Raw genomic sequence first — 24,113 nt, forward strand, 5'->3', positions numbered from 1 at the left:
ATCAATGAGATGTAAGTAAATTATACTTTCTTTAAAATCGCATAAAAGAAACCATCACCACCATTGTCACTAGGTAAAAATTGCTTACATTCACCTTGCAAATTAGCGTTGGCATTTTCTTTTAAAAAACGCTCAATTTGTAATTTATTTTCATCTGGTAGAATTGAACAAGTGGCATAAACCAAAATGCCACCAGTTTTTAAATAAGACCAAATCTTACTTAAAATAGCATGTTGTAATTCCGTTAATTGCACTATATCACTGTCCCGGCGTAACCATTTTATATCTGGATGACGACGAATAACACCTGTTGCAGAGCAAGGCGCATCAAGTAAAATACGGTCAAACGAACGCCCCTCACACCACAGCTCTGGCGTTAAGCCATCGCCAACTTTGACGTCAGCATGCTGTTTCAAACGAGTTAAATTTTCATCAATACGTTTGGCTCGGTTTGCATCCACATCCACAGCTAACACTTGTGCCTTTGGCGCTACCTCTAAAATATGCGTGGTTTTACCACCAGGTGCCGCACAAAGATCCAGAATTTGCTCTCCATTTTGTGGTGCTAATAAATAAGCAGCATACTGAGCAGACAAGTCTTGTACTGTCACTGCACCGTCATCAAAATGGGGTAATTTAGCAACATTGACGGGCGATAATAACCGCAATGCACAAGGTAATTGATCATGTGGTTCTGACTCAATGTGCTGTTTTGCTAACAGTTTTTGATATTCTTGAATTGAATATTGGTTTTGGTTAACCCGCAACCACATTGGCGGTTTTTGGTTATTCGCATCAATAATTGTTTGCCACTGCTGTGGGTAAGCTTGCTTTATACGAGTCAATAACCAACTTGGGTGTAATGTTCGGCTATTTTGTTGCTTATCATCTTGCATAAATTTTTGTTGTAATGATGCTTGCTGACGCAAAAACTCACGTAACACGCCATTAACTAATCCTTTTAATGGCGCTTTTTGCAAAGTATTTACTGCATCAACTGTTTCACCAACAGCGGCATGTTCGGGAATACGTGTATAAAGGATCTGGTAAATACCCACTAACAATAAATAGTGCAAAACCCTATTTTTACCTGTCAAAACCTTACTCATTAAGGTATGGATATAAAAATTGAGCTCGGGTAATACTCGCATCACACCAAAACACATTTCTTGCACTAGTGCTCGATCTTTATCCGCTATTTTGTGATGCAAAGCAGTCAGTGTGGCACTTAATGATTGCCCTTCTTCTAATACATTAAAAATAGCTTGAGCACAAACAGCTCGTATATTTTGGTGTAATTTTTTATTCATAAATCATGACAACCTTAATTTATCTATTGTGATTAGTTTATAAAATTAAAGATCCAATCCAACCAGCAATAAATAACGGAATATTAAAATGGGTAAATGTTGGGATAACACTATCTCGAATATGGTCATGTTGCCCATCACTATTTAATCCAGACGATGTCGCTAAAATAGTATCTGATGGTGGTGATCCTGCATCACCAATCGCACCCGATGCACCAATTAAACATACCGTGGCAATCGGTGAAAAACCAAGTTGTACACAAAGTGGCACATAAACAGCTGCAATGATTGGGACGGTTGAAAATGAAGAGCCAATCCCTAATGTAATAACCAAGCCAATTAGCATCATTACAAAGGCTGCAATCACTTTATTTCCTGCAAATAAAGCTGCACTATTAATAACAAGCGGTTCAATTTCATGCGTTTGTTTTAATACTTCGGCAAATCCTTGCGCTGAAATCATCACAAAGCCGATCATTGCCATCATTTTGATGCCGTCAGTAAAAACACCATCCGCTTCGCCCCATTTAATCGATCCCGATACAATAAAGCAAATAAAACCAATTAAGGCACCTAAAATCATTGAGCCAGTATAAAGTTGAACGGAAAAAGATAACGCAATTGCCAATAATGAAACAATAAGTGAATGCTTATTCACCTCTTTTACAGCACCTTGATTCGCTTCGCTACGAATAATTTTATATTCTCTTGGTTTACGATAACTAACAAAGATAGCCCATAATAAGCCAACAAACATACCTAACGCAGGAATAGCCATGGCATGCATTACATTAACATGGCTTACATCCATGCCAGATGCGGTAATATTTTTTAATAAGATTTGGTGCAAGAAGATATTGCCAAATCCCACCGGTAAAAACATATAAGGAGTAATTAATCCGAATGTCATAATACACGCAATCATTCTTCTATCAAGCTGTAGCCGTGACATCACATATAATAGGGGCGGAATTAAAAGAGGTATAAAGGCGATATGAATCGGAATTACATTTTGAGAAGAAATACTTACTAGTCCAATAATAACAATCAAAATCCATTTGATACGTTTTTTAGCATCACTTGATGTCAGCTGTTTAATCGCTTTATCTGCCAATAATTCTGGTAAACCAGATTTTGATATCGCCACAGCAAATGCACCTAGCATGGCATAAGAAAGTGCAATATTTGCCCCATTGCTGATGCCTGTGTTAAAGGCATCAATGGTTTCTTTTAACGATAAATGGCTAAATAAACCGCCAACAAATGCCCCAATGATTAAGCTAATAACAACATGGACACGGCAAAGCGATAAAATTAACATACAAATTACCGCAACCACAACTGCATTTATTGACGAGAACAAATCAAGCATTGTATTCATAAGATAGATTCTTAGTTAAGAAGCAAAGCTTATTATTGTAGGCGATAGGTATTGAAAGTGCAATTGATAGTGTATACTCACTGTTTTGCAATAGACAAAACCAAATTTGTGTTACTGAAGTCATTTTAAGCATAAAAGCTTTTATATTAAAGTCAATATATTAAAGTCACGTTATTGTGGAGCGTTGTTAATGAGAAATAATATCGACGGACATTTTTTATTAATTGGTTTAATGGCCTACCCTATTCGCCATAGTTTATCCCCGCAAATGCAAAATACGATTTATTCAAAATTGAATGTTCCTTATGTTTATTTAGCATTTGAAGTTGATCAAGAAAAACTTGCTGATGCAATTAAAGGACTTAGAGCATTAGGTTTGCGTGGCAGTGCGGTATCAATGCCCAATAAGCAGCTTGTCTGCCAGTACCTTGATAAGTTAACACCGGCCGTTGAACTAAGTGGCGCGTGTAATACTATTTCCAATGATAATGGTGTGTTAACTGGCTATAACACAGACGGAATGGGTTACATGCGTATGCTTAAAGAAGCCAATATTGATGTGATAGGCAAAAAAATAACCATTCTCGGAGCAGGCGGTGCAGCAACCGCCATAGTTGTGCAAGCAGCACTTGATGGAGTAAAAGCAATCACCATCTTTAATCAAAAAGATGAATGCTATACAAAGATAGAAGCCATTGCGAAAAAATTGAATCAAACGAGTCAATGCTATGTGCGTGTTATCGATCTCGCCGATAAAGATCAATTACGCAAAGAGATTGCAGATAGTGTTGTGCTTTGTAATGCAACAGGTGTTGGGATGAAGCCGTTAGAGGGGCAAAGCTTAATTACTGATGCCACGATGTTAAGACCTGATCTTATTGTTACCGACTGCATTTACAGCCCACGAAAAACCAAGCTATTAGAAATGGCGGATCAACAAGGTTGCCGAACATTAAACGGTATTGGCATGATGCTATGGCAAGGTGCTGCTCAAATAAAAATTTGGACGGGTGAAGATGCACCGATTGAATATGTGAAAGAACAAATGGGTTTTAATGATTAATGAATAATCTAAGTTTTTAACGATTTTATTCATGATGGATAATCAGTGATAAATATTGTTAAGCGTTATAAAATCACCGTCTATTAATGCAATTGCTAGCTAATGGAATATGAAATGAAAACAATTACCATAAAAGAACTTGAGATCGGTTTGGGTGCACCTAAAATTATTGTACCTATTGTGGGTAAGACTCAAGCAGAATTAATTGATGAAGTTAAGTTTTTACAATCTATTGATTTTGACGTTTTAGAGTGGCGTGTTGATCACTTTACTCAAGTTGACAATATCAATGCCGTAAAACAAGCAGCTAAAAGCATAGCCGATTTACTGCCCAATAAACCGATTTTATTTACGTTTAGAACCGCAAATGAAGGGGGGGTTAAACCTTGGCCACTCGCATCTTATATTCAGTTGAATAAAGAAATGGCGTGTAGTGGGCTTATTGATCTTATTGATGTTGAGCTATTTATTGGTGATGATGATGTAAAAGATATTATTGCCGTTGCACACAAAAATCAGGTATTTGTTGTCGCATCAAACCATGATTTTGAAAAAACACCATCCAAAAGTGATATTATCTACCGATTAAGGAAAATGCAGGAACTGGGTGCTGACATTCCTAAAATTGCCGTCATGCCACAAACAACAGATGATGTATTAACATTACTTGCAGCAACCACCGAAATGAACCAACAACATGCAACCACCCCCATTATTACCATGTCTATGGCTGGGCTGGGTGTGGTGAGCCGTATTGCAGGTGCGACATTTGGCTCAGCAATGACCTTTGGCGCTGCCAAACATGCTTCGGCACCGGGTCAATTAGACGCCAAACAATTACGCTCTATTTTAGATACCTTGTACCAAAGCCATAGCTAATTTAACATCAATCCGTTAATAATGAATTGGCGTGCCAATGTAGAGCGGTGATGAAGTGTTTGCGCTTCATTATCAAAATCTTCATTTACAACCACATAGCGAATTTTACTCCCCCAAATTGTTATGTGGTTGTACAAAATTTAGGTTTGGGATATGTATAATAAAAATAAATTTAGCTCGCTTGATATCAATTATTTTTTTAATTCAGATCAACATAATACCATTAAAGATTTTGCCTATGCCGATATTCTAGGAACAGCAGATATTTGTGGTTATCAAATTATGTTTTTTTATATTGCCGATAATATTGAAGTTTTATTAATTGATGAAGTGATAAATAATATATTCTTACTTGATAAAGCCAATCAAATTTTGAATTTCTTGGGCTTTGAGTTTAAATTAGGATCCCCGTTTATTTTAACCGATACCTTTAATCATAATTATATTCTTAAAGATCATCTTTATGAAGATCATATGCATTACTACTATAAAGTCGATGAACAATTAATTGTCCTTGGCATTAATTATGAAGGAATTTTGCTATCCTTTGAATTAATCAATAATAAAAGCATTATTGACAATAGGCTGGCATTTTCTTGCTAGCTAGTTGTAGACGTATACCTATCCCAAACAGGTTATGTACAATAAGCAACTTTATTACAGCTAATTGATTACACAATTTGGTAATAAAATTAATCGTCACTTTTAACCAGCAAATGCACAATTACAAAATGCGGTGATTATGGCATACCGTCATATTCCCAATAAAAATCACTCACTAACTTATCAAAAGCGGGGATACCATCAGCTGGTTTTATACAAGCCCGCTTTTCATCTATGGATTGTCTAACTTTATCCCAATCATATTGATTTAATAATAAAATTTTATATCGTTTTGGCTGTTGAATTCTGTCCTTATTTAAATTGAGTACTCCTTCTGGAGTTGCGACAATGATTGAGTAAATATCAGAATTATTCTCGCCAGTAATACCGATATTCATCTCTAATAAATAAAAAACTGCATTATCTTCTGGCTGCCACAGCCAAGGATCACCGATATCTGGAGACCAGTAATATTTCACTTCAAATTTTTGTTGTTTAATTTTCATTTATAGCCCGCATCAAAATAAACATTATAAGGCGCTCACTGTAATTATAATATCGAGAACGCCTCAATTATCATTGCTTAAATCTTATTTTTTTTACCAATATGGTAAAGCTATCGATCGTATTAACCTTAATATTTAGCTACTTAGGTATTCCATTAAACCAATGATAAAAATCAAGACACAATGAATTATTGACGATCTATTGAATTGCAATGTTAGATACATCTCATCTTCGTAATCAATAACATTATTTTCGTAAAGTAGAAAAGCATATGTTGATACCAAAGATAAATATAAAAATAGACAAAAATACAAACTTATTTACAGAATCGAGTTTGTATTAATTTTAAATTTTGTTTTAATTCTATGACATCTTTTAGTTTTTCGGCATCCATAGGTAAGCTTCGAATTAATAAATTTGCATTTTTCTTTAATAAATTCAGTAAAGATGTGTATTCTATTTCACCACTATATACGACTTCTTTTTTATCAAACCGATTATCTATAAATTTGATTTTACAAATTTTATTAATACAAAAAACTTCAAAATAAAAAGGTCCATCCATAAAGTAAAAATGAGTTATGTTATTTTGCTGAATTTTACAAGCTTCTTTTAACCACCAATTTAATATAACTACGGTAAAATCATCCCATTGTTCATCAGGAAAGAAAATGTTCCCGATCTGAAAATATATTTTTGAGAATATTTGCGTTGATATTTTACTTTTTGATACGCGAATAGAATCAGGGGAGATAATTAAATTAATCATTAACAATATCCTTTAGGATAAACCGTTGCAATTGTTTTGACATTGGCCATCATTACCGTATGGCAAAGCATTTGATATATATCTACATGCTCGAATTTTTACTCAATATTATAATAATCCATATTAAGAATATTCATACTGTTATGGTGCTAGATTCAATATTTTTTTCAAAAATTGTTTTATAAAAAAGCACACTTTATTTAAATCAATTCACGCAAACATTATGTTTTGTCATAAATTATTTATGATTTGGATATTTACTTTAGAATCTATTTGTAAAAATTATTCAGGATTCTATACCATTTAACCTAACCAAAGCCGATAGCCACTTAAATTTTTCTGTGAGCCAATCAGATCCTCGCCAAAAAATTTGGTATAGCGTTTAAATAATAGGTGGTGAATAATGCTTTAGTTAATTCCATGCTGTAACACTAATCGCTTAAAATCCGCACTGTAATATTTGGTTTCATTGGCTACTAGGTATAATATTCCTTTAGGAAATTGACGACAAAATAAGGAATTTTGGGTGAATGACAAACTAAATATTTATCAATATACTTAATGTATTAGTCCGCACATCATAATGATAGACTTGTAGCAAAAGGAGTAATGCCATTATTTTTCATCGCGTTACAAAATAAAAAATCAAATAAAATCAATGCCTTTTCTGACTGATTTTTATCATACTCAGCTAATCTTTCTTTATGATATATCCTAGCCCTTGTCCCTGATATCATGTACTAAGCTGGGTGTGCTTGAGCAGGATTTATGTTAACAATAAAGTGCTTTGATATTCTCAAATAACCCCGTTGATTTAGGCTCAGGTTTTAGCCAAGTATAGTAATCTGATACGCTAACTTCTAAGTGACGGCAGACTAGCAATAATGGGTATGGTAACAAATGTTGCTTTATATATTGGTACTTCACCAGTTTGTGCGCTAAATTTTTTGGCCACAATGTCCTCCTATGATTGTTAGTTATATCATAAAGGTGACATAGGTTCATTTTTTGGCGAGGATCTCATTTTGTTAAAATGAATTCTGATAAGTCGTTAGCGTCTGTTAGATTAAGTTTAAACTGCTACCTAATCTGGTAATTACAGTTTTGACTGTCGCCTATTTATGAGTAATAAATAATAAATTCTATGTTATTCTACACGGTATTTATTGTTTAAAGAGAAAAATAAAAAAACAATGAACGCGATAAAGCGATGTTTGGAATTTATTCTATTTCCTCCTATAAAAGTAAATAAAGCACTCCTTACCCAGCGATTACATCATAAAACCGTGTTGATTACTGGTGCTACTTTTGGTATCGGTGAAGCGCTTTGTTATCAGATAGCAGACATTGATTGTAGACTCATTTTAGTCGCGCGCACAACAGAAAAACTAGAAACGATAAAGCAACAGATAACCAGTCAAAAAGCAACGGTGCACGTTTTTTCTGTCAATTTATCCGATGAGCAACAGCTTAACGAGTTTATAAAAATATTATCTCAATTTACAATTGATATTTTTATTAATAATGCTGGTAAATCTATCTGTCGTCCAATTATGCAATCATTAGACAGATACCATGATTTTCAAAGAACAATGCAATTAAATTATTTTGCTCCAGTGAAACTTTGCTTAGCATTAATTCCTGAATTACAAAAAAATAAAGGGCAAATTATTAACGTATCAGCAATTAATGTATTATTAGCGCCAACCCCCTACTGGGCAGCTTATCAAGCTTCTAAAGCCGCTTTTGATCAATGGCTGAATTGTGCCAGTAGTGAGCTTGCTATCAACAAGATCACCGTTTCCAGCACCTATTTGCCGTTGGTTAAGACTAGAATGATAGCACCAACTAAAGCATATCAACAAGCGCCAGCAATGCGCGCTGAACAGGCTGCAATGCGTATTAATAACTTATTGATTAACCGTAAGACATATTATAAGCCTTGGTGGAGTATATGGGCGCAACTAACTTCCGTTTTATTATATCCATTATGGTTAAAAATAACACAGTATTATTTACGGAATAAAAAATGATTAAGACTTTAAAAATACTCTATCAATGTAACTTATTAACCTTTAGAGGAATTTGGTATTTAATTTGTGCAATAAAAGTTGTCGGCATCAATTTAATGACGTTGCTTTATATAAGCAAACGGTTTTACCCACAAAAAATTGCGTTTCAAGATGAAAAAGATAATATTAATTTTTGTACCCTATATAAACAATCACAACATTTAGCTGATCAACTAGCTACTTTTTATGGTGTTAAAGCTAAACAGAAGATTGCAGTGATGGCTTATAACCACATTTATTTAGCACACACTCTCTTTGCTTTATCTGTATTGGGCGCAGATATCTATTTATTAAATGCACAGATGTCTGCGACACAATTTAAAAAACTAGACGAAGCGTATTCATTTGACTTAATTATTCATGATCCAGAGATTAAATTTTTACAGAAAGAAAATAACCTATTAACTTATCACGACAATTTTCCTTCTATTCAACGATTAATAAATGGTCGTTTAATGAAAACAACACAAAAAAGAAAAGTGTGTCATTTTCCCAAAATCATTGTATTAACCAGTGGCACAACAGGCAATTTTAAAATAGCGGGGCGCAGCACAAAAGCTAAAGGATTTATCATTCCTTTTACTGCTTTATTTACAAAATTAAAACTTAATCAGTATTCAAGCATTTATATCGCAACACCAATTTACCATGGGTTTGGTATTGCTACATTTTGCATAGCTGTACTGCTCGGCTCTACTATTTTTTTACATAAAAAATTTACAACACAAGAAGCTAGTCAGTTATTAGATAAACATAAAATAGAGGTTATTACTTTAGTTCCGTTAATGCTAGGTCGTTTACTTAAGTATGATCACACCAAGTTACTAAGTTTGAAATGTATTATTAGTGGTGGTTCATCTTTAGCAGAAACGCTTGTTCAAGAAACACAAAATAAATTGGGGCCAATGCTATTTAATTTATATGGTACATCTGAGGCCGGTATATGTACAATTGCCACACCTGAAGATTTAGAAAAACAACCCAGTTGTATTGGCCGCCCAATTAACGGATTACATATAAAATTAATGCAAGATGGGCAGGAAATAGTTAAAGGAATAGGCGAATTATGGATTAAGTGCGCATGGTCGATACAAGCTAACAAATGGATCTCAACAGGTGATTTAGCGTATAAAGATCAACATGGATATTTTTATTTACAAGGTCGAAAAGATGACATGATTGTATCAGCAGGAGAAAATGCATATCCTTATGATCTTGAACAACAGTTACTAGAGCATCCAGCAATTGAAGAAGCCACAGTCATACCCATCAACGATGATGAATTTGGACAACGATTTGTTGCTTTTATTATATTAGGAAAAAACCAAGTTTTATCTAACGAAGCATTGTTTACTTGGCTGCGTAGTAAAGTGGCTCGTTATCAAATGCCGAAAAAAGTCATTGAGCTAAATGAAATGCCTATAACGGCTATCGGTAAGGTTGATAAGAGGCAATTACATACTCTATTATACAATGAAGATATTGGAACATTTTATTAGAAGTAATGATGGTTTAGTTTATTATACAAATAATCATTATTAAATTAGGATGATAACTAAACATTGATAATATCTCGTGGGTGAAAATAGTTCCAACTTCATTTAGTTTAAAATTACCTAAATTAAAATTATAAACAAGGAGATGATTTTTCTTATTAGGAGCTTTGGGATCTGTAATAGAGCATGCTTTGGTTAAATCAATGCTTTAACACTAACCGATTAAAATCCGCACTGCAATATTGGTTTCCCCAGTCACTAGGTAGCTAAACTAACCATTATTATCTGTCTAAAATTGATTTATTGTTCCAAGTTTACTTGATCATCATAGCATGAGGGAATTTCGCTATCTAAAGCAGGCAAGTATTTATCATTCACAATATTATATGCTTGTTTTCTATAAGGGTATTTAGCAATTATGTTTTTAATGTCGTTATATAAGTCTTCTTTTTTAAACCACACATTACCACATTGACCACAACCAAAAAATGGGGGGACATCTTCAATATAAGAAACAATACCTGCACATGTTTCTTTAGGGCACTTTAATCCATTTACAACAGCAGTTTGTTTATCCTCCTGCTTATTTAATAGCATCGAATTAATGTCATAACTCATTGAGCAATAATGGCATTTTATCATAATGAATTTCATATTCTTTTGGCGAGAAACCGAGATAAAATGGTCTTGCTCTTCTGATGTTATAAATTGTTTTTTACAATGATTACATAATAACTTCATACAACCCTTTTTATTTTTATCATGAAGAATTTGCTACTTGTTTCTGCACTATTTTAGCGATAGTTACAATTATACATAAAACTAATAATGACTAGGGCATATGCTAACAAAAGTCGTTATAAATATATTCTTTTGACATTATTTTCAACAAAGAATTGCCTTAGCTTATCTGAAATAACGACATGTTTTTGAGCTTCCTGACATCTTGCCATATAAAAGTTTTCTTTGATATTTTTTTAAAGACAATTCTATGAAACTTCTTTGATCTATTAGGCAAATAATTTAATATTGGTTCACTATCAGGCTTATGCATACCTATATATGATAATGAATGAAGAATATTTAAGACGTTATAGTCTGAATTGCTCTGACCATTGATAATGGCATTGGCATCAAGGCATTTAACATCTTTTAAAAAACCTTTATAACCTAACAGCAGATTTGCAAGCTTAACTGAAATAAAATCCGATCCACCACTAAAACAAAAATCATAATTTGCAATCTGATCTGATTCAGCTTCGAAACAATAGCTATTATGATAATCAAATATTTTTAATTCATATATCATATAAAAATACTTTGGATGGAATGATATTTTTGTTCAAAACAATTTTTCTGTTTTTAACGTTGCAAGAGGTCGCCTGCACTGTCTAGCTGATGTTTTTCGATAAGGTGGTCGTAGAAATAGCGGTAACGCTAGCTGTAGTTGGCACTTTGTTTGCTTTGGATGCAGTTAGGTTTGTTGCGACATTTCATTGTGAAATTCACCAGTAAACCTGATGCTATAAATCACGATCCTACACATATCTAATTATTGAGCCAGATTCTATCGTTTTATTTTTTAATAATATTTAATTTCGTATCGACCCATTACATCAAAAATAGGATCATAAATACTCTACACTTTCAAGAATAGCCCTACGCTTTAGGCTAACTAAAACAGATCCAGTAGTAGATAACATGTGACACTTTTTTACAATTTCATTTGCCATTTTTTGCGAGGATCATGTCTGCTGTGTTTTTATGCTAACTAACCCGCCGAGGTTGTCGTACTGGTAGATGCGCTCTGTCAGGATGTGAGTAGGATGGGATGCTAACCTCGCAGGGGAGTGTTTGTGTTGCCAGCAGCGGTTACAGTAGTCTTTGAATTCGATGCTCAACCATCCTTAGGGGCATAATACTTCGTGGTGCAGACTGGCGCATTTATTTTAGAATTTATGCTATTTTCTTATATAGACATCCTGATATTGCAGTACTTTTTCTTTGTATAAAGAAGTGCTTATATAAGAGGTTAAATAACTTTGATTTAATTTACTATATCCATCTTCATTTAATTGGTCTGTTTGCCAATCACAAACTGGACATATTTCAAAAATCGAATCTTCATAATCCTTGAAAACAAGGTATCGACATGAGATACAAGCAACACCAGTAATTTCACTATCTGGATGATCAATTATTTTTATATCATTACCGGTAATGTCTTTTATTTTGTTTTCTAAGTATTTATTTCTAATTAACGATGATAATTGATAACTATCTAAAATATCATTGTTGTAAATCTGTTTCTTAGAAAGAGCCATAGATTGCTCATCAAGTATTCCATTTTCATATAAAAAATTTGTTCTATCGTCTAATTTTAAAGTAAATAAAGAGTGGTAATTTAAAAAGTTAATGACTTCACTATGAAAGAATTCTATACACATTATTTTTCTCGCGCTAAATCAATTGCCTCTTGGAATGGTTTTTTGCTTCTCCAACCGTCTTTATAATAAGTCCAATTCGGAGCGGTTACACTAAATCATACAACTTTTTTAAGGGTTTACGCAAAGCGCTTAAAAAAGCGCCGCATAGAAAACGATATTTTAAAGCAAGCCGCACTGATAATGGGGTGAAAATGACTATCCTAAACGCAAACCGACATCATTATAGCCCGACAAAACGATGTCAATATTTCGTATTATCAAGATATTATGCTTATTACCAATGTAAATTGAATAAACAAAAATCAGTAAGACTTTATGCAGATAAAGTAGTGACGCTATTTAACCGAAGCTATCATTGTTATGGTACAAGGCGAATTGGTTTTGATTTGCAAAAAGAGAACATTTGGGTATCACGCTTTTACATTGTTCGGCTGATGAAATTTTTATTGCTCGTATCAAAATACGTCGTTAAACGTTATTGTAATTATCGCCTTAATTTTTGTTTGAAATGTGTTGCCATTCCAATTTTCTACTTTTTTGCTGTACTATTTTAGGGGGATAGCTACCATTTGAGAGATAGTTACAACGTCAATTGAGTAAAAAATTCGGCATCATAGACAATATTTAGACAGATAAACGGGATAGCATTACAATATTTTTAGGTAATATAATCCTGCTATAGAAGATTTATCTTGCTAGAATGGATTGAGTTGCTGAGTGATCTGAATCTTAATTAGTATGCTAAACTGCAAAAAACGAGCTTAGTTTTAGCATCGACACGATGATTATGATTACAACAATTTATTTAGACGTAAGCAAAAATATAAGGAGTATTCACTTATGATAGTCTTATCGGCCAAAGAAGTTGAAGTTATGTCAAATAAAGGGAGCCAAGAAAGATACATTTATTCCATAAAAAAAATTGTTGATAACGAAGTAGCTTGGGTCTTAGACGATGACGGGTTTGCCTTAACCGGTAGAAATGATAACAATAATGAAGTTCTTATATTATGGCCTGCTCGTGAATATGCTGCAAATTGTGCTTTAGGTGGCTGGAAGAATTATAAACCCAAGGCATTATCGCTTGATTATATAATGAATAAATTATTGCCTGATTTATCAGCCAAAGGAACTCAAGTTGGTATTTTCTCCATTCCTACGCTATCAAGCACTCCTATTGTTAATGCTGAGAGCTTATTAATTGATTTAGAAAACGAATGTAGTAATTATATTTAAAACTAACCCCGAATGAAGTAATCCAAACTTGTAATCGGACAAAAGCAAAGACAATTTCTAACTGAGTAATTCATTGTATATAACTTGTGATATCAAATTAGAAGAGTGCTTATTATTGGTGAAATAACCTATGGAAAAATTTCTCGAATTACTAACTAAAAAAGGGGTAAAACACGTTGTTCAAGATAATAAAGTTATCATTAATGATAATTTGCGTTTAAGAAACAAAGAAATTAGTGTCTTGCCAGACAATTTACTTATCCATGGTGATTTAAATTTAAGTAAAACAAAAATACAAATACTACCAAAAAATATGGCTATTCATGGTAGTTTGAATTTAACAGACTCCGAAATCCAAGCCTTACCGAATGATTTTACAATTAGTGGGGATTTAAATTTATCGATCACTAAAATTAAAGTCTTACCGGATAATTTATCTGTGGGTGGTAATTTGTATTTAGAATTTACAGACATCAAAGCGCTACCTGAAAATCTGGCTATTGGTGGTGATTTGAATTTAGCTCACACAGATATTCAATCATTACCTGAAAACTTATCAATTAGTGGTAATTTAGATCTTACCTATTCAATGATTAAAGCATTACCAGATAACTTATCAGTTGGCGGCAATTTAGATCTTACCTATTCAATGATTCAGACATTACCGGATAACTTATCGGTTGGTGGCAATTTAAATCTAGCAAATACAGATATCGAAACATTACCCAAAAACTTATCGGTTGGTGGTGACATATATTTAATAAATAGCCAAATTAATAGATTGTCTGAAAATTTATCGGTTGGCGGTGATTTAGACTTAGCAAATACCAATATTCAATTATTAGGCGAAAACTTAACTGTTGGGGGAGATCTTGATCTAAGAAATACCCATATCAAACAATTACCTCAAAAAATTTCTGTTAACGGTTATCTAAATTTAAGAAATACCAGAATAAAAACATTACCAGAAAATTTATCGGTAGGAGGATATTTAAGTGTTGCTAATACAGACATTCAAGTATTGCCTAAAAATTTATTTATTGGTGGTCGCTTGAATATAGAGTCAACCAAAATCAAATTATTACCTGAAAATTTATCCGTTGCTTGTGGTATATATTTAGATGTAGATAAAGTACAGAATATAGTTTATCGCAAAAGCAACCAAGGCAACTTAACAACCATTTTTGCTTGTTGGGCTAATGGGGGATTTGCTATTCAAGCAAATGGCTTTTTTGGCACAGTTGATGGCTTTTATAAAATGATTGATGAAAATTTTTCTATAGAAAATACGATAAAATACAAAAAAATAGCTCAGGAATGTGTAGAGGAGCTAGCCCAAAAGCTTAACAAGCCGTCGCCGAGATAAGTAAGATGGATTAAAAGCACAAATCTATCTAGCTGAAGTAATATCACATCTTAATATGATAAGTAGGCAATTAAGATGCCTAATTTTACGCCAAGGTGGTCTGTTAAGATAGATCCATTTTGATATTAAACAACACATTGGTAATATTAAAAAAGCTTGCTAACATACAAACAATGGATCTTGTGATGTGGCAAGAATGGAATATTTTTATAAGATCATAGTTGAAGTTGATACTGTGATATTAAATTGGCTGGTAAGGTTGATAGTTCTATGAATATAAATACAAGGTGGTTAACTTTTGTATTAGTTGATAATAATGAATCATTCCAAGAAATACAGGCTAAGATAGCATCAGCATTTCAATGTAAATTATCCTGTAAAGATGAAAAAGGTCGTTATATTGCCAGAGCTGAATTGGCCAATTTTAGCATAGCCGTTATAGACAAAATTGATATGCTTAGTGAATTATTGTGTGATGAGCATTATACGCTTGAAATAACAATAATATCTGATGAATATTTTAATTCTGAATTTGAAAGTTATATCAAACAAATTCTAACTAATCATTTTATACAGTGGAAATGTTCAGTTTGGTCTCCTGTCGAAGTTACTCCACAGATTTAAAGTGAACTTTATCTTTAGCACCTAACAAATTAGCATACCAATACATGATGTTGATCCTCGCCCTAAAATCGGCAAATGTCACCTTTATAATATAACGAATATGCTATAACGAACAATCATAAGCGAACACATTATGGCACAAAAAATTGAGTGCAAAGTTCAAACAGCAGACGGTGAATTATGCTTTATCTAATGCCCGTCTTTCATTAGCTGAAATCGTTAATCATTTAGGTATTGGTAAATCAACGCTGGATAAATGGGTTAAGCAACTTAATCCTAACCAGTAACCGTGAGCTAACTAATGAGCCACCAAAAATTATCGCGCTAAAAACAGAAAACAAAGCACTAAAAATAGCCAATGAAATGCTAAAAAAGCGCATGTGTACTTCATCAACCACCCAAACCGGTGAAGTACCAATATATGAAGCAACCGTTGTCATCGTATCTGGCACTGCCGGTCTGTCGTCAGTTGAAAGTAAGTGTATCTGGTATGCACAAGAGCTTTATTTGTGTTCTTCGGGTTTAAATAAAGAAGTCAAAGAAATTGATGATAAAAAAGGATAAACCAATGAAAATTATTAAACGAGTTGTTAGATTATTTGCATTGAAAAATACATAACAAACCTATTCATATGATTAGGTCATCTTAAACGGTATTGAGATAACCGATACGGTATGCCCATTCAAATCAAGTTCTAGCACAATAAAAATCAGTCAGAAAAACCATTGATTTTATTAAATTTTTTATTTAAAAAAATAATAACATTAATCCTTTTATTGCAAGCTGTATCTTATGGTTTACTGATTAATACATTAAGTATATTGATCAGTATTTAGTTTGTACCACGCTCCAAAATACCTTATTTTGTCGTCCATTTCTCAAAGGAAAGCGACGACCTAGTGGACCAAAAAACCAATATTGCAACGCTAATTTTAAGCGATTAGTGTTACAGATTAGTGTTACAGTATGGACTTAGCCAAAGTCTGAAGCAAACGGGCAATTGTTGAAATAATGCCATTGCTGAAAGTTTTTCCATCCGTTAACACCCATGATTCATGATGATAACAAAACAAGGAAGAAGCCAATAAAGCCTATTCGCCTATATCAAAACCGATTATAAGTAGGTTTGCCGACACTGAGTTAATAACTGGGTATCGCCTAAGCAATATGAAAAGTCGTATGACCTAAATAACACTTTTATAGCAGTGAGTTTTGTCTAATACTTTGGCAAGGATAACTTGATTCACAAAATACGTTTTATGTTGGCAATTTACAAGGTGTCGGTCGAATTTATCCATAAACTTTTTAATCTGACAGACACAAAATAAAAACTGGTAGCTGTCAGATTAGGTTTGAGCTAACACAGGCAGGTTACGTCAGAACTAACAAACCTAATTAACAAAAAAGCAATATTTCTGCTTGAAATATTACTTTTTTATTTATTATTAACCTAAAAGCAATGCATCGTCAGTCACTTTTTCACCGCGTGTTTTTTCAAACATATCTAATAAATCGGTTACGGTTAATTTTGCGCGTTGTTCACCTGATACATCAAGTACAACTTGACCTTGATGCAACATGACTGTTCGATTTCCATATTCCAATGCTTGTTTCATTGAGTGGGTTACCATCATCGTCGTTAAATGGTTTTTTGAAACAATTTTATCAGTCAGATCTAAAACAAACTGTGCTGTTTTAGGATCAAGTGCTGCGGTATGTTCATCAAGCAATAATATTTTAGAGGGTTTTAATGTTGACATTAACAAACTAATAGCTTGTCTTTGACCACCAGAAAGTAAGCCCATCATATCCGATAATCGATTTTCAAGCCCTAAATTTAAAGTCGCCAGTTTTTCTTTAAATATTGATCTGATATTGTTATTAAGTGCTGAAGCGAGAGTAAAACGATGTCCTCGATTGTAAGCAATAGCCAGATTTTCTTCGATGGTTAAGTTTTCACAAGTTCCAACCATAGGATCTTGGAATACTCGTGCCACCATGCTAGCCCGCTTCCATGCTGGCCAGTGGCTTACATTTTGTTCATTGATAACAACACTACCTGAGTCAGCAAATAGATCTCCGCTAATTACATTGAGCAACGAGCTTTTTCCTGCACCATTACTACCAATTATGGTAACAAATTCGCCTTCACTAATTTTTAGGTTTAATCCTCGTAGCACATAATTTTCAATTGGTGTACCTTGATTAAAAGTTAATTGTAATTGTTCAACTTTAATCATGCTTATTTCCCTCTTCTTTTAGCGTGTTTTTTCAGTTGTTTTGGTACCACAAGAGCTAGCACAACCAATATTGCGGTAATCAGATTTAGATCCTCTGTTCCAACGCCGATTGTTTGTAGGAATTCATTGCTTAATGCAAAAGCAATAAATAAGCGATACAAAATAGAGCCTAAAATAACTGAAAGCATAACAAGCCAGATACGTTTTGTTGGAAAGATGCTTTCACCCAGGATAATTGAAGCAAGCCCGATGACAATTGTTCCAACACCAATGGTAATATCTGCGCCACCTTGAGTTTGTATAAATAACGAACCACCAAGTGCAATTAAGCCATTTGATATTGCCATACCTAGGATTGTTATTCCTCCAGTTGGTATGCCTTGAGATTTTGCCATTCGTTGATTGGTTCCCGTCGCTCTTAATGCTAATCCTATCTGGGTCTTCAAAAATAAATTGAGTAATGCCCAACACACAATGACAAATCCCAGCACCAAAAGCGGTTGTATAATATATTGATTACTGTAATCATCAGCAATAAATGGTGAAAATATGGTTTTGGCATCCAGTAAAGAAAGGTTAGGTGAACCCGCCATTCTTGGTGTTTCATCCATAATATAAGGTGCAAGACCTAATATTCTTAAATTAATAGAATAAAACCCTATCATTACAATAATGCTCGAAAGTAATTGTAGAATATTGAGCTTAACATACAGTATGCCTGTCATTGCGCCAGCAAGGCAACCAGCAAGCATACCGAATAACGTCGCAATCCAAGGATCGATACCGATATAAATGCATAATCCACAAATTGCGCCACCAAGAGGGAAGCTGGCATCAGCCGTCAGATCAGGGAAGTCGAGTAAACGAAATGAGATAAATACACCTAAACTCACTAAGGCATAAATAAGCCCAATTCCAATTGAGCCTAATAAAAATTCAAAAGACATGAAAAAATCCATTCAAGTTAACCACCAAAATGGTGGCATAGTTATAAAAGAGCAACATTATTTTTCGACAATTTTTGCCGCTGATTTCAATATATCATCAGATAACGTAACACCTTGGCGTTCAGCCGCCTTTTTATTTATCGTCAGTTGAGTAACATTGCCCACTTGTGATGGGATATCACCGGGTTTTTCACCATTCAGTATACGGATAACAATTTTACCTGCCTGACGGCCAAGATCATAATAACTCATTCCCAAAGCAGCAATCGCCCCACGTTCTGCCGATTCTGGGTTTGATGCTAAAAGAGGTATTTTGCTTTCGTTTGCTATTTTTACTAGCGCTTCATAGGCAGAAACCACATTGTTATCCGTCGTGGTATAAAACATATCAACTTCACCTTTTAAACTTCTTGCGGCAGTTGATATATCCGAAGTGCGTTGAGCTGGGGCAGCTATTATTTTCATACCTCGTTTTTCTAACTCAACTTGTAATTGTTTTAGTATAATTGTTGAATTTATTTCACTTGGGCTATAAACATAACCAATATTTTTAGCATCAGGTTTAATTTTTAGCATCATATCAATTTGAGCATCTAATGATAACGCATCAGACACCCCAGTTACGTTGGTTTTTGATGCATTCCAACTAGGAATTAATTTTGCTGCTACAGGATCGGTAACGGCAGTGAAAACAATTGGAATTTGTTTGGTTGTCGCAACTAATGCTTGTGAACTTGGTGTCGCAATGCCAACAATAACATCAGGTTTGTTAGCTACAAATTGTTTAGCGATTTGCGCTGCATTAGCGCTACTACCTTGTGCACTTGCAAAGTGTAATTTTAAATTTTCGCCAGCAATATAACCGCTATCTTTTAGTTCATCCTCAACACCTCGACGAACATTATCTAATGCTGGATGTTCAACAATTGCGGTAATAGCCACAAATTTTTGCTCAGATTTAGGATCTGCTGAAGAGTTAAATACTGCCAATGATAAGCTAAGTAGCATAAAAAATTTTATAATAGAATTACGCATATGGCACTCCTGTAATATTTTTTTTACAACTAAGATAAATTCCAAGCTACTATAAAGCAAATTTAGATAATTTTCTAGAGTTAAAAAATAGCTGTAAATGTAAACATTTTTTTACATTAAATGTTGATTGATGAAACTAAAGTACACTTTGTTGTGTGGATAAAATTTTGTTATTTTATTAGCCCAAGGCTGTCGGTAATATTATTGACCTTAAATTAATTATGTATAACCTAGCTCTTTGCCCACCGAAATGAGCAAAGTTTTGTTGGTTACAATAGATTGGAATTAATTATTAGTCTATGACTTTGTAAGCGGATTGGATAACTTCAGGAGACAATGTTACACCTTGTTTTTTAGCAGCACCAATATTGATGGCAAGACGTAATGATTGTCCTATTTCTGGAGCAATGTTACCTGCTTTTTCACCCTGTAAGATTCGAACAACAAGTTTGCCTGATTGGCGTCCCACATCATAGTAACTCATGCCATATGCGGCAACAGCGCCTCGTTCAATTGCATCAGGGAAAGAGGCTAACAGCGGGATTTTATTTTCATTAGCAAATTTTACTAATGACTCATAAGCTGAAACAACATTGTTATCGGTTGTTGTGTAGATTAAATCAACTTTTCCTTTTAATGTATTGACGGCAGTTGAGATATCAGCGGTTCGCTGAGCAGGTACCGCAACTAATTTGATATTTTGTTGCGATAAAAGTGCTTGTAGGTTTTTTAATACCACAGTTGAGTTAATTTCACTTGGGCTATAAATGTATCCTACAGATTTAACATTGGGTACGATTTTTTTTATAAAGTCGATTTGTGGCCCTATTTCTTGATAATCTGAAACGCCAGTGATGTTTGTACCTGTAGGTTGCCAATCTTTAATTAACTTGGCTGCAATTGGATCTGTAATACCGGCAAAGACCACCGGGATCTGTCTGGTGGCAGCCGCAGTTGCTTGAGCACTCGGTGTTGCAATTGCGACAATAACATCAGGTTTTGCTGCGACAAATTGTCTGGCAATTTGTGCAGCAGTTGCGCTGCTGCCTTGTGCGCTTTTGTATTGAACCGTTAAATTTTCGTTTAACTTATAGCCATTGTCTGTTAATTCATCTTTAACACCATCACGGATTTGGTCTAAAGATGGATGTTCTACAATCGCGGTAATAGCGACATTTTTTATTGTATCTGCAAAACTAAAAAAAGGCGTAACTAAAAGAATTATCAGCGATAACAAAAAGCGTTTCATAATAAGAACTCACAAACTAGTACAATGGTGCCAGTTTAACTTTATCAAGCTAAAAAGTGAAGTTGTATTTTATTAATAAATGAGCTTATCAACGATAATATTGTAACAATAAACCATTCACCCAGCCGTTTTGCCGCTATTTTTATATTCATTAAGAAATCTTAATTTTTAGTTTTTTGTGTATTAATCTTGCTTTTGAGCAAATATAAACGGATTAACGCCACTTTTAGCAAAACCTTCTTCTTCTGTTTTTATATCTAAAATCAATGAGGCAATATCATCAGCGATGACTTCAATATGGGGATCTTTATCTTGATCAAATATTTTTAAATAACTATGGCAAGTGTCACAACACTCCGTTTTAGTTGCTGCAAGTTCCTGTTCTAGTGACAGATATTGTATATCCTTCATATTATCGCAACAGGTGCACTTAATTCTAGGTACGTACCATTCACTTTCACATAAACTACAATGTAAATAGCGTAAACCACTGTGGCTACCTAATTGAATAACACTGGCTGAGGGCATGCTTTTGCAAACTGGGCACAACCAAAGTTTGTCTATATTTTCTGCGATGGCTTTGCCTTTGATTTGACTGGCCAGTTGGCAGTAGTAAACCGATAAAGCTGACCAAATAAAAATTGTTTCATCGCCATTAACTTGATCAAATTCACCTGTAAGTAAATGTATTGCTTTATTTTGCAACGCTTGAGAGCTATTTTTTTTTAGTTGCTCGATGACTAAAGTAATTTGCTCTGTTGTGTTGGCACATGAGTCCAACAATGATGCTAAGTAATCTTGCCACGTATTTGTAAGTGGTAAATTATCTAGGCTTAGCGGGGGACGCTCACTATTTAATAAACATGCTACATCAATATCTATAGGTTTTTGCTTGATTAAATCGGCTTGTTGTTCAACAATTTTTGCACAAAAGTTTAAATAATCGCTAATTGGGCTATTGTTTGCAAGGCTTTTCAAACGCTCGACTCGATGCGTATAAAGTGTTTTAGGTGATGGATATAAAAGTAATGGAATTTGCCGAATAACGGAGCTACTTGCTTGTTGTTCAAGTTGATCTTGAGGAATGATTTTTATATTCATTATAAATGCTCATTGATTGTGATTTTCGATTGTCATTGGTTTTTTGCTTTTAAAATAATACCGCTGATAGTAACTATCAGCGGTAAATACAATTAGAGATAGAGAGTGTTATCATGCTGGTTTATGTTTAACATCCGCTGATTCTACTTCAGACTTTGCTTTTGTATTGAGTTCATTTTGATAAATTTTATCCATTTCTTCTTCATACCAAGCCGAATGATTTTTGCGAGCCCAAGCTCGTGATACATAGCCTGTTATCATTCCTTTAATAGATCCTTTAACCCAAATTGCCATATAAGCATGACCAATAGCAAGTAAAATTAAGCCAATAGCAGCAAGCGAGTGAAAGAATATCGCAATACGCACAACTGGTATTGGAAAATAATCAGAAAAGTATCGTCGCCACATGATCATTCCAGTTACAAACAAGACCAAAATTAAGCTCATAATGCACCAGAATAAAAATTTCTGACCGACATTATATTTACCAATGGGAATACCTTCTTCTTTACCCATAATCACTTTTTTAAAGTTTTTTATCCATAACAGATCTTGTTTATTTGGAATATTATGATGAGCAAGTTTTAAAAACATAAACATCAGCAGTACAAAGACAATACAACCAATAATGGGATGTAATGCTCTGACTAACTGTGGAGTGCCGAGCACCAACCCAAATAATTTAATGGATGGGAAAAACAAGGATAGCCCCGATAGTGCCGTTAAAATGAAAAGGCAAACCATGCACCAATGACAGAAGCGAACAAGAAGAGGGGTTCTTAATATCATGTTTTGCTTATTCATGATGATTCTCCTGTTGTGACAATGGGGAACTATGTTTACGCCGAAAAATGGGTAAACCTAGGCGTTTTCGAGCTTGGTTATCGGCTTCTTTTTCTTGTTCAATGTCTTGTTCATCTACCTCAATTGCGCCCACTCCCATATAATGGAATAGTAAGCCGCCAAATGTTGCAATAAATGCTGCCGCCGATAGCGGTTTCCAAATACCTTTCCAGAATTTAACCACTTCGCTAATTTGCGGATCTTTAGGTAAGCCATGATAAAGTTCAGGTTGATCTGCATGGTGTAAAACATACATAACGTGAGTTCCGCCTACGCCTTGTGGATCATAAAGCCCAGCCTGTGCAAATCCCCGTTTTTTCAAGTCTATAATTCGATTCTCTGCATGGCGAATCATATCTTGTTTTGTACCAAAATGAATGGCGCCAGTTGGGCATGTTTTTACACAAGCAGGTTCTTGCCCAACTGCCACACGGTCTACGCATAAAGTACATTTATATGAATGATTATCTTCTTTACTAATTCGGGGAATATTAAATGGGCAACCTGCGACACAATAACCACAACCTATACAATGTTCAGATTGAAAATCCACAATACCATTAGCATATTGAATAATAGCACCTTCTGATGGGCAAGCTTTTAAGCACCCAGGATCAGAACAGTGCATACAGCCATCTTTGCGAATAAGCCATTCAAATTTGCCGTTAACTTCAACTTCTGAATATCGCATGACAGTCCATGCTTTGGGTTCTAAATCTGCAGGATTGTCATAAACACCAACGGTATTACCAACTTCAGCTCGAAGATCGTTCCATTCGCTACAAGCTACTTGGCAAGCTTTACAGCCAATGCACGTTGTCACATCAATTAATTTAGCTACTTCTTGTTGATAATCGCGAGCCCGTGGCGCTGGAGTTAATGTATTGGTTGCAGAGCGGCGAATAATATCTTGAGTTTGTAATGACATAATATAGTTTTCCTCC

25 protein-coding genes are annotated in these 24,113 nt (G+C 34.3%); 10 read left to right on the forward strand and 15 right to left on the reverse strand.

All coding sequences use genetic code 11. The features are described from left to right. Positions 1 to 20: 20 nt before the first annotated feature. Both rsmB and A9G42_RS02170 read right to left on the reverse strand, forming a co-directional pair. Positions 21 to 1,310 carry a 16S rRNA (cytosine(967)-C(5))-methyltransferase RsmB gene (gene rsmB, locus A9G42_RS02165; protein ID WP_065652502.1) on the reverse strand — a complete coding sequence of 430 codons (1,290 nt, stop codon included), beginning with the start codon at positions 1,308 to 1,310 and terminating at the stop codon, positions 21 to 23. A 37-nt stretch (positions 1,311 to 1,347) separates the two neighbouring features. Continuing rightward, the gene (locus A9G42_RS02170; protein WP_065567458.1) at positions 1,348 to 2,682 is read right to left on the reverse strand and encodes a Na+/H+ antiporter family protein; all 1,335 of its coding nucleotides are present in this window, start codon (positions 2,680 to 2,682) and stop codon (positions 1,348 to 1,350) included. Between the two features lie 199 nt (positions 2,683 to 2,881). Here A9G42_RS02170 and A9G42_RS02175 point away from each other — a divergent pair, with 199 nt between their 5' ends. The 3 genes from A9G42_RS02175 (at position 2,882) to A9G42_RS02185 (ending at position 5,236) form a co-directional block, all read left to right on the forward strand. Next, a complete protein-coding gene (locus A9G42_RS02175) occupies positions 2,882 to 3,754 on the forward strand; it encodes a shikimate dehydrogenase (protein WP_065652503.1) in 873 nt (290 codons plus the stop codon). A 114-nt stretch (positions 3,755 to 3,868) separates the two neighbouring features. Then, entirely contained in the window at positions 3,869 to 4,633 is a 765-nt protein-coding gene (gene aroD / locus A9G42_RS02180; RefSeq protein WP_065642004.1) for a type I 3-dehydroquinate dehydratase, read from the forward strand. Positions 4,634 to 4,786: 153 nt separating this feature from the next. Continuing rightward, entirely contained in the window at positions 4,787 to 5,236 is a 450-nt protein-coding gene (locus A9G42_RS02185) for a hypothetical protein (RefSeq protein ID WP_065652504.1), read from the forward strand. A 137-nt stretch (positions 5,237 to 5,373) separates the two neighbouring features. Here A9G42_RS02185 and A9G42_RS02190 read toward each other — a convergent pair whose 3' ends face one another. From A9G42_RS02190 to A9G42_RS02200, 3 genes are all read right to left on the reverse strand, one after another. Beyond that, on the reverse strand, positions 5,374 to 5,742 hold the full coding sequence (locus tag A9G42_RS02190; protein WP_065652505.1) for an Imm8 family immunity protein: 369 nt from the start codon (positions 5,740 to 5,742) through the stop codon (positions 5,374 to 5,376). A 317-nt stretch (positions 5,743 to 6,059) separates the two neighbouring features. Further along, positions 6,060 to 6,512: a hypothetical protein gene (locus A9G42_RS02195; RefSeq protein ID WP_065583048.1), complete on the reverse strand. Its 453-nt coding sequence runs from the start codon at positions 6,510 to 6,512 to the stop codon at positions 6,060 to 6,062. A gap of 771 nt (positions 6,513 to 7,283) precedes the next feature. Beyond that, positions 7,284 to 7,469 carry a hypothetical protein gene (locus A9G42_RS02200; protein ID WP_065583047.1) on the reverse strand — a complete coding sequence of 62 codons (186 nt, stop codon included), beginning with the start codon at positions 7,467 to 7,469 and terminating at the stop codon, positions 7,284 to 7,286. 236 nt (positions 7,470 to 7,705) lie between these two features. On the opposite strand from A9G42_RS02200, the gene A9G42_RS02205 reads away from it, so the two are divergent. Both A9G42_RS02205 and A9G42_RS02210 read left to right on the forward strand, forming a co-directional pair. After that, positions 7,706 to 8,545 (forward strand): SDR family NAD(P)-dependent oxidoreductase, encoded by an 840-nt coding sequence (locus tag A9G42_RS02205; RefSeq protein ID WP_065567388.1) that lies wholly within the window; start codon positions 7,706 to 7,708, stop codon positions 8,543 to 8,545. Then, positions 8,542 to 10,083, forward strand: coding sequence for an AMP-binding protein (locus A9G42_RS02210; RefSeq protein WP_065652506.1), 1,542 nt, complete (start codon positions 8,542 to 8,544; stop codon positions 10,081 to 10,083). The genes A9G42_RS02205 and A9G42_RS02210 overlap by 4 nt, the downstream gene beginning before the upstream one ends. A gap of 297 nt (positions 10,084 to 10,380) precedes the next feature. Here the strand turns inward: A9G42_RS02210 and A9G42_RS02215 are convergent, their stop codons facing one another. The 3 genes from A9G42_RS02215 to A9G42_RS02225 form a co-directional block, all read right to left on the reverse strand. Then, the gene (locus tag A9G42_RS02215) at positions 10,381 to 10,821 is read right to left on the reverse strand and encodes a hypothetical protein (protein WP_065642000.1); all 441 of its coding nucleotides are present in this window, start codon (positions 10,819 to 10,821) and stop codon (positions 10,381 to 10,383) included. 160 nt (positions 10,822 to 10,981) lie between these two features. Next, positions 10,982 to 11,389, reverse strand: a complete 408-nt coding sequence (locus tag A9G42_RS02220; RefSeq protein ID WP_065583045.1) for a hypothetical protein — start codon at positions 11,387 to 11,389, stop codon at positions 10,982 to 10,984. Between the two features lie 652 nt (positions 11,390 to 12,041). After that, entirely contained in the window at positions 12,042 to 12,527 is a 486-nt protein-coding gene (locus tag A9G42_RS02225; RefSeq protein WP_065583044.1) for a CPCC family cysteine-rich protein, read from the reverse strand. Between the two features lie 840 nt (positions 12,528 to 13,367). On the opposite strand from A9G42_RS02225, the gene A9G42_RS02230 reads away from it, so the two are divergent. The 5 genes from A9G42_RS02230 to A9G42_RS02245 all read left to right on the forward strand — a co-directional run bounded on the left by A9G42_RS02230 (position 13,368) and on the right by A9G42_RS02245 (position 16,317). Then, on the forward strand, positions 13,368 to 13,763 hold the full coding sequence (locus tag A9G42_RS02230; protein WP_218057322.1) for a DUF2750 domain-containing protein: 396 nt from the start codon (positions 13,368 to 13,370) through the stop codon (positions 13,761 to 13,763). Between the two features lie 130 nt (positions 13,764 to 13,893). After that, positions 13,894 to 15,129, forward strand: a complete 1,236-nt coding sequence (locus A9G42_RS02235; RefSeq protein WP_065652507.1) for a hypothetical protein — start codon at positions 13,894 to 13,896, stop codon at positions 15,127 to 15,129. A gap of 270 nt (positions 15,130 to 15,399) precedes the next feature. Further along, a complete protein-coding gene (locus A9G42_RS02240) occupies positions 15,400 to 15,753 on the forward strand; it encodes a hypothetical protein (RefSeq protein ID WP_065567382.1) in 354 nt (117 codons plus the stop codon). A 146-nt stretch (positions 15,754 to 15,899) separates the two neighbouring features. Then, the gene (locus A9G42_RS13540) at positions 15,900 to 16,040 is read left to right on the forward strand and encodes a helix-turn-helix domain-containing protein (protein ID WP_141674477.1); all 141 of its coding nucleotides are present in this window, start codon (positions 15,900 to 15,902) and stop codon (positions 16,038 to 16,040) included. Continuing rightward, the gene (locus A9G42_RS02245) at positions 15,988 to 16,317 is read left to right on the forward strand and encodes a hypothetical protein (protein WP_065652508.1); all 330 of its coding nucleotides are present in this window, start codon (positions 15,988 to 15,990) and stop codon (positions 16,315 to 16,317) included. The genes A9G42_RS13540 and A9G42_RS02245 overlap by 53 nt, the downstream gene beginning before the upstream one ends. An 882-nt stretch (positions 16,318 to 17,199) precedes the next feature. On the opposite strand, the gene A9G42_RS02250 is transcribed toward A9G42_RS02245, so the two are convergent. The 7 genes from A9G42_RS02250 to fdxH all read right to left on the reverse strand — a co-directional run bounded on the left by A9G42_RS02250 (position 17,200) and on the right by fdxH (position 24,097). Continuing rightward, on the reverse strand, positions 17,200 to 17,994 hold the full coding sequence (locus A9G42_RS02250) for an ABC transporter ATP-binding protein (RefSeq protein ID WP_065567380.1): 795 nt from the start codon (positions 17,992 to 17,994) through the stop codon (positions 17,200 to 17,202). A gap of 2 nt (positions 17,995 to 17,996) precedes the next feature. Beyond that, positions 17,997 to 18,941, reverse strand: coding sequence for an ABC transporter permease (locus A9G42_RS02255; protein WP_065652509.1), 945 nt, complete (start codon positions 18,939 to 18,941; stop codon positions 17,997 to 17,999). A gap of 57 nt (positions 18,942 to 18,998) precedes the next feature. Beyond that, positions 18,999 to 19,976 (reverse strand): ABC transporter substrate-binding protein, encoded by a 978-nt coding sequence (locus tag A9G42_RS02260; RefSeq protein WP_065652510.1) that lies wholly within the window; start codon positions 19,974 to 19,976, stop codon positions 18,999 to 19,001. A gap of 292 nt (positions 19,977 to 20,268) precedes the next feature. Next, positions 20,269 to 21,225 carry an ABC transporter substrate-binding protein gene (locus A9G42_RS02265; protein WP_065652511.1) on the reverse strand — a complete coding sequence of 319 codons (957 nt, stop codon included), beginning with the start codon at positions 21,223 to 21,225 and terminating at the stop codon, positions 20,269 to 20,271. A gap of 183 nt (positions 21,226 to 21,408) precedes the next feature. After that, complete coding sequence (gene fdhE / locus A9G42_RS02270; RefSeq protein WP_065652512.1) at positions 21,409 to 22,326, reverse strand: formate dehydrogenase accessory protein FdhE; 918 nt, start codon at positions 22,324 to 22,326, stop codon at positions 21,409 to 21,411. Between the two features lie 111 nt (positions 22,327 to 22,437). After that, positions 22,438 to 23,130, reverse strand: a complete 693-nt coding sequence (locus tag A9G42_RS02275) for a formate dehydrogenase subunit gamma (RefSeq protein ID WP_065567375.1) — start codon at positions 23,128 to 23,130, stop codon at positions 22,438 to 22,440. After that, the gene (fdxH, locus tag A9G42_RS02280) at positions 23,123 to 24,097 is read right to left on the reverse strand and encodes a formate dehydrogenase subunit beta (RefSeq protein ID WP_081295828.1); all 975 of its coding nucleotides are present in this window, start codon (positions 24,095 to 24,097) and stop codon (positions 23,123 to 23,125) included. The genes A9G42_RS02275 and fdxH overlap by 8 nt, the downstream gene beginning before the upstream one ends. Positions 24,098 to 24,113: the final 16 nt, after the last annotated feature.

The sequence above is a fragment of the Gilliamella sp. Nev6-6 genome (assembly GCF_001690605.1).
In the GTDB taxonomy this organism is placed as follows: domain Bacteria; phylum Pseudomonadota; class Gammaproteobacteria; order Enterobacterales; family Orbaceae; genus Gilliamella; species Gilliamella apicola_C.

Coding starts and splice junctions, on each gene's coding strand:
- rsmB (WP_065652502.1), bottom strand. CDS start 1,310: ATGAATAAAAAATTACACCAAAATATACGAGCTGTTTGTGCTCAAGCT.
- A9G42_RS02170 (WP_065567458.1), bottom strand. CDS start 2,682: ATGCTTGATTTGTTCTCGTCAATAAATGCAGTTGTGGTTGCGGTAATT.
- A9G42_RS02175 (WP_065652503.1), top strand. CDS start 2,882: ATGAGAAATAATATCGACGGACATTTTTTATTAATTGGTTTAATGGCC.
- aroD (WP_065642004.1), top strand. CDS start 3,869: ATGAAAACAATTACCATAAAAGAACTTGAGATCGGTTTGGGTGCACCT.
- A9G42_RS02185 (WP_065652504.1), top strand. CDS start 4,787: ATGTATAATAAAAATAAATTTAGCTCGCTTGATATCAATTATTTTTTT.
- A9G42_RS02190 (WP_065652505.1), bottom strand. CDS start 5,742: ATGAAAATTAAACAACAAAAATTTGAAGTGAAATATTACTGGTCTCCA.
- A9G42_RS02195 (WP_065583048.1), bottom strand. CDS start 6,512: ATGATTAATTTAATTATCTCCCCTGATTCTATTCGCGTATCAAAAAGT.
- A9G42_RS02205 (WP_065567388.1), top strand. CDS start 7,706: ATGAACGCGATAAAGCGATGTTTGGAATTTATTCTATTTCCTCCTATA.
- A9G42_RS02210 (WP_065652506.1), top strand. CDS start 8,542: ATGATTAAGACTTTAAAAATACTCTATCAATGTAACTTATTAACCTTT.
- A9G42_RS02215 (WP_065642000.1), bottom strand. CDS start 10,821: ATGAAGTTATTATGTAATCATTGTAAAAAACAATTTATAACATCAGAA.
- A9G42_RS02220 (WP_065583045.1), bottom strand. CDS start 11,389: ATGATATATGAATTAAAAATATTTGATTATCATAATAGCTATTGTTTC.
- A9G42_RS02225 (WP_065583044.1), bottom strand. CDS start 12,527: ATGTGTATAGAATTCTTTCATAGTGAAGTCATTAACTTTTTAAATTAC.
- A9G42_RS02230 (WP_218057322.1), top strand. CDS start 13,368: ATGATAGTCTTATCGGCCAAAGAAGTTGAAGTTATGTCAAATAAAGGG.
- A9G42_RS02235 (WP_065652507.1), top strand. CDS start 13,894: ATGGAAAAATTTCTCGAATTACTAACTAAAAAAGGGGTAAAACACGTT.
- A9G42_RS02240 (WP_065567382.1), top strand. CDS start 15,400: ATGAATATAAATACAAGGTGGTTAACTTTTGTATTAGTTGATAATAAT.
- A9G42_RS02250 (WP_065567380.1), bottom strand. CDS start 17,994: ATGATTAAAGTTGAACAATTACAATTAACTTTTAATCAAGGTACACCA.
- A9G42_RS02255 (WP_065652509.1), bottom strand. CDS start 18,941: ATGTCTTTTGAATTTTTATTAGGCTCAATTGGAATTGGGCTTATTTAT.
- A9G42_RS02260 (WP_065652510.1), bottom strand. CDS start 19,976: ATGCGTAATTCTATTATAAAATTTTTTATGCTACTTAGCTTATCATTG.
- A9G42_RS02265 (WP_065652511.1), bottom strand. CDS start 21,225: ATGAAACGCTTTTTGTTATCGCTGATAATTCTTTTAGTTACGCCTTTT.
- fdhE (WP_065652512.1), bottom strand. CDS start 22,326: ATGAATATAAAAATCATTCCTCAAGATCAACTTGAACAACAAGCAAGT.
- A9G42_RS02275 (WP_065567375.1), bottom strand. CDS start 23,130: ATGAATAAGCAAAACATGATATTAAGAACCCCTCTTCTTGTTCGCTTC.
- fdxH (WP_081295828.1), bottom strand. CDS start 24,097: ATGTCATTACAAACTCAAGATATTATTCGCCGCTCTGCAACCAATACA.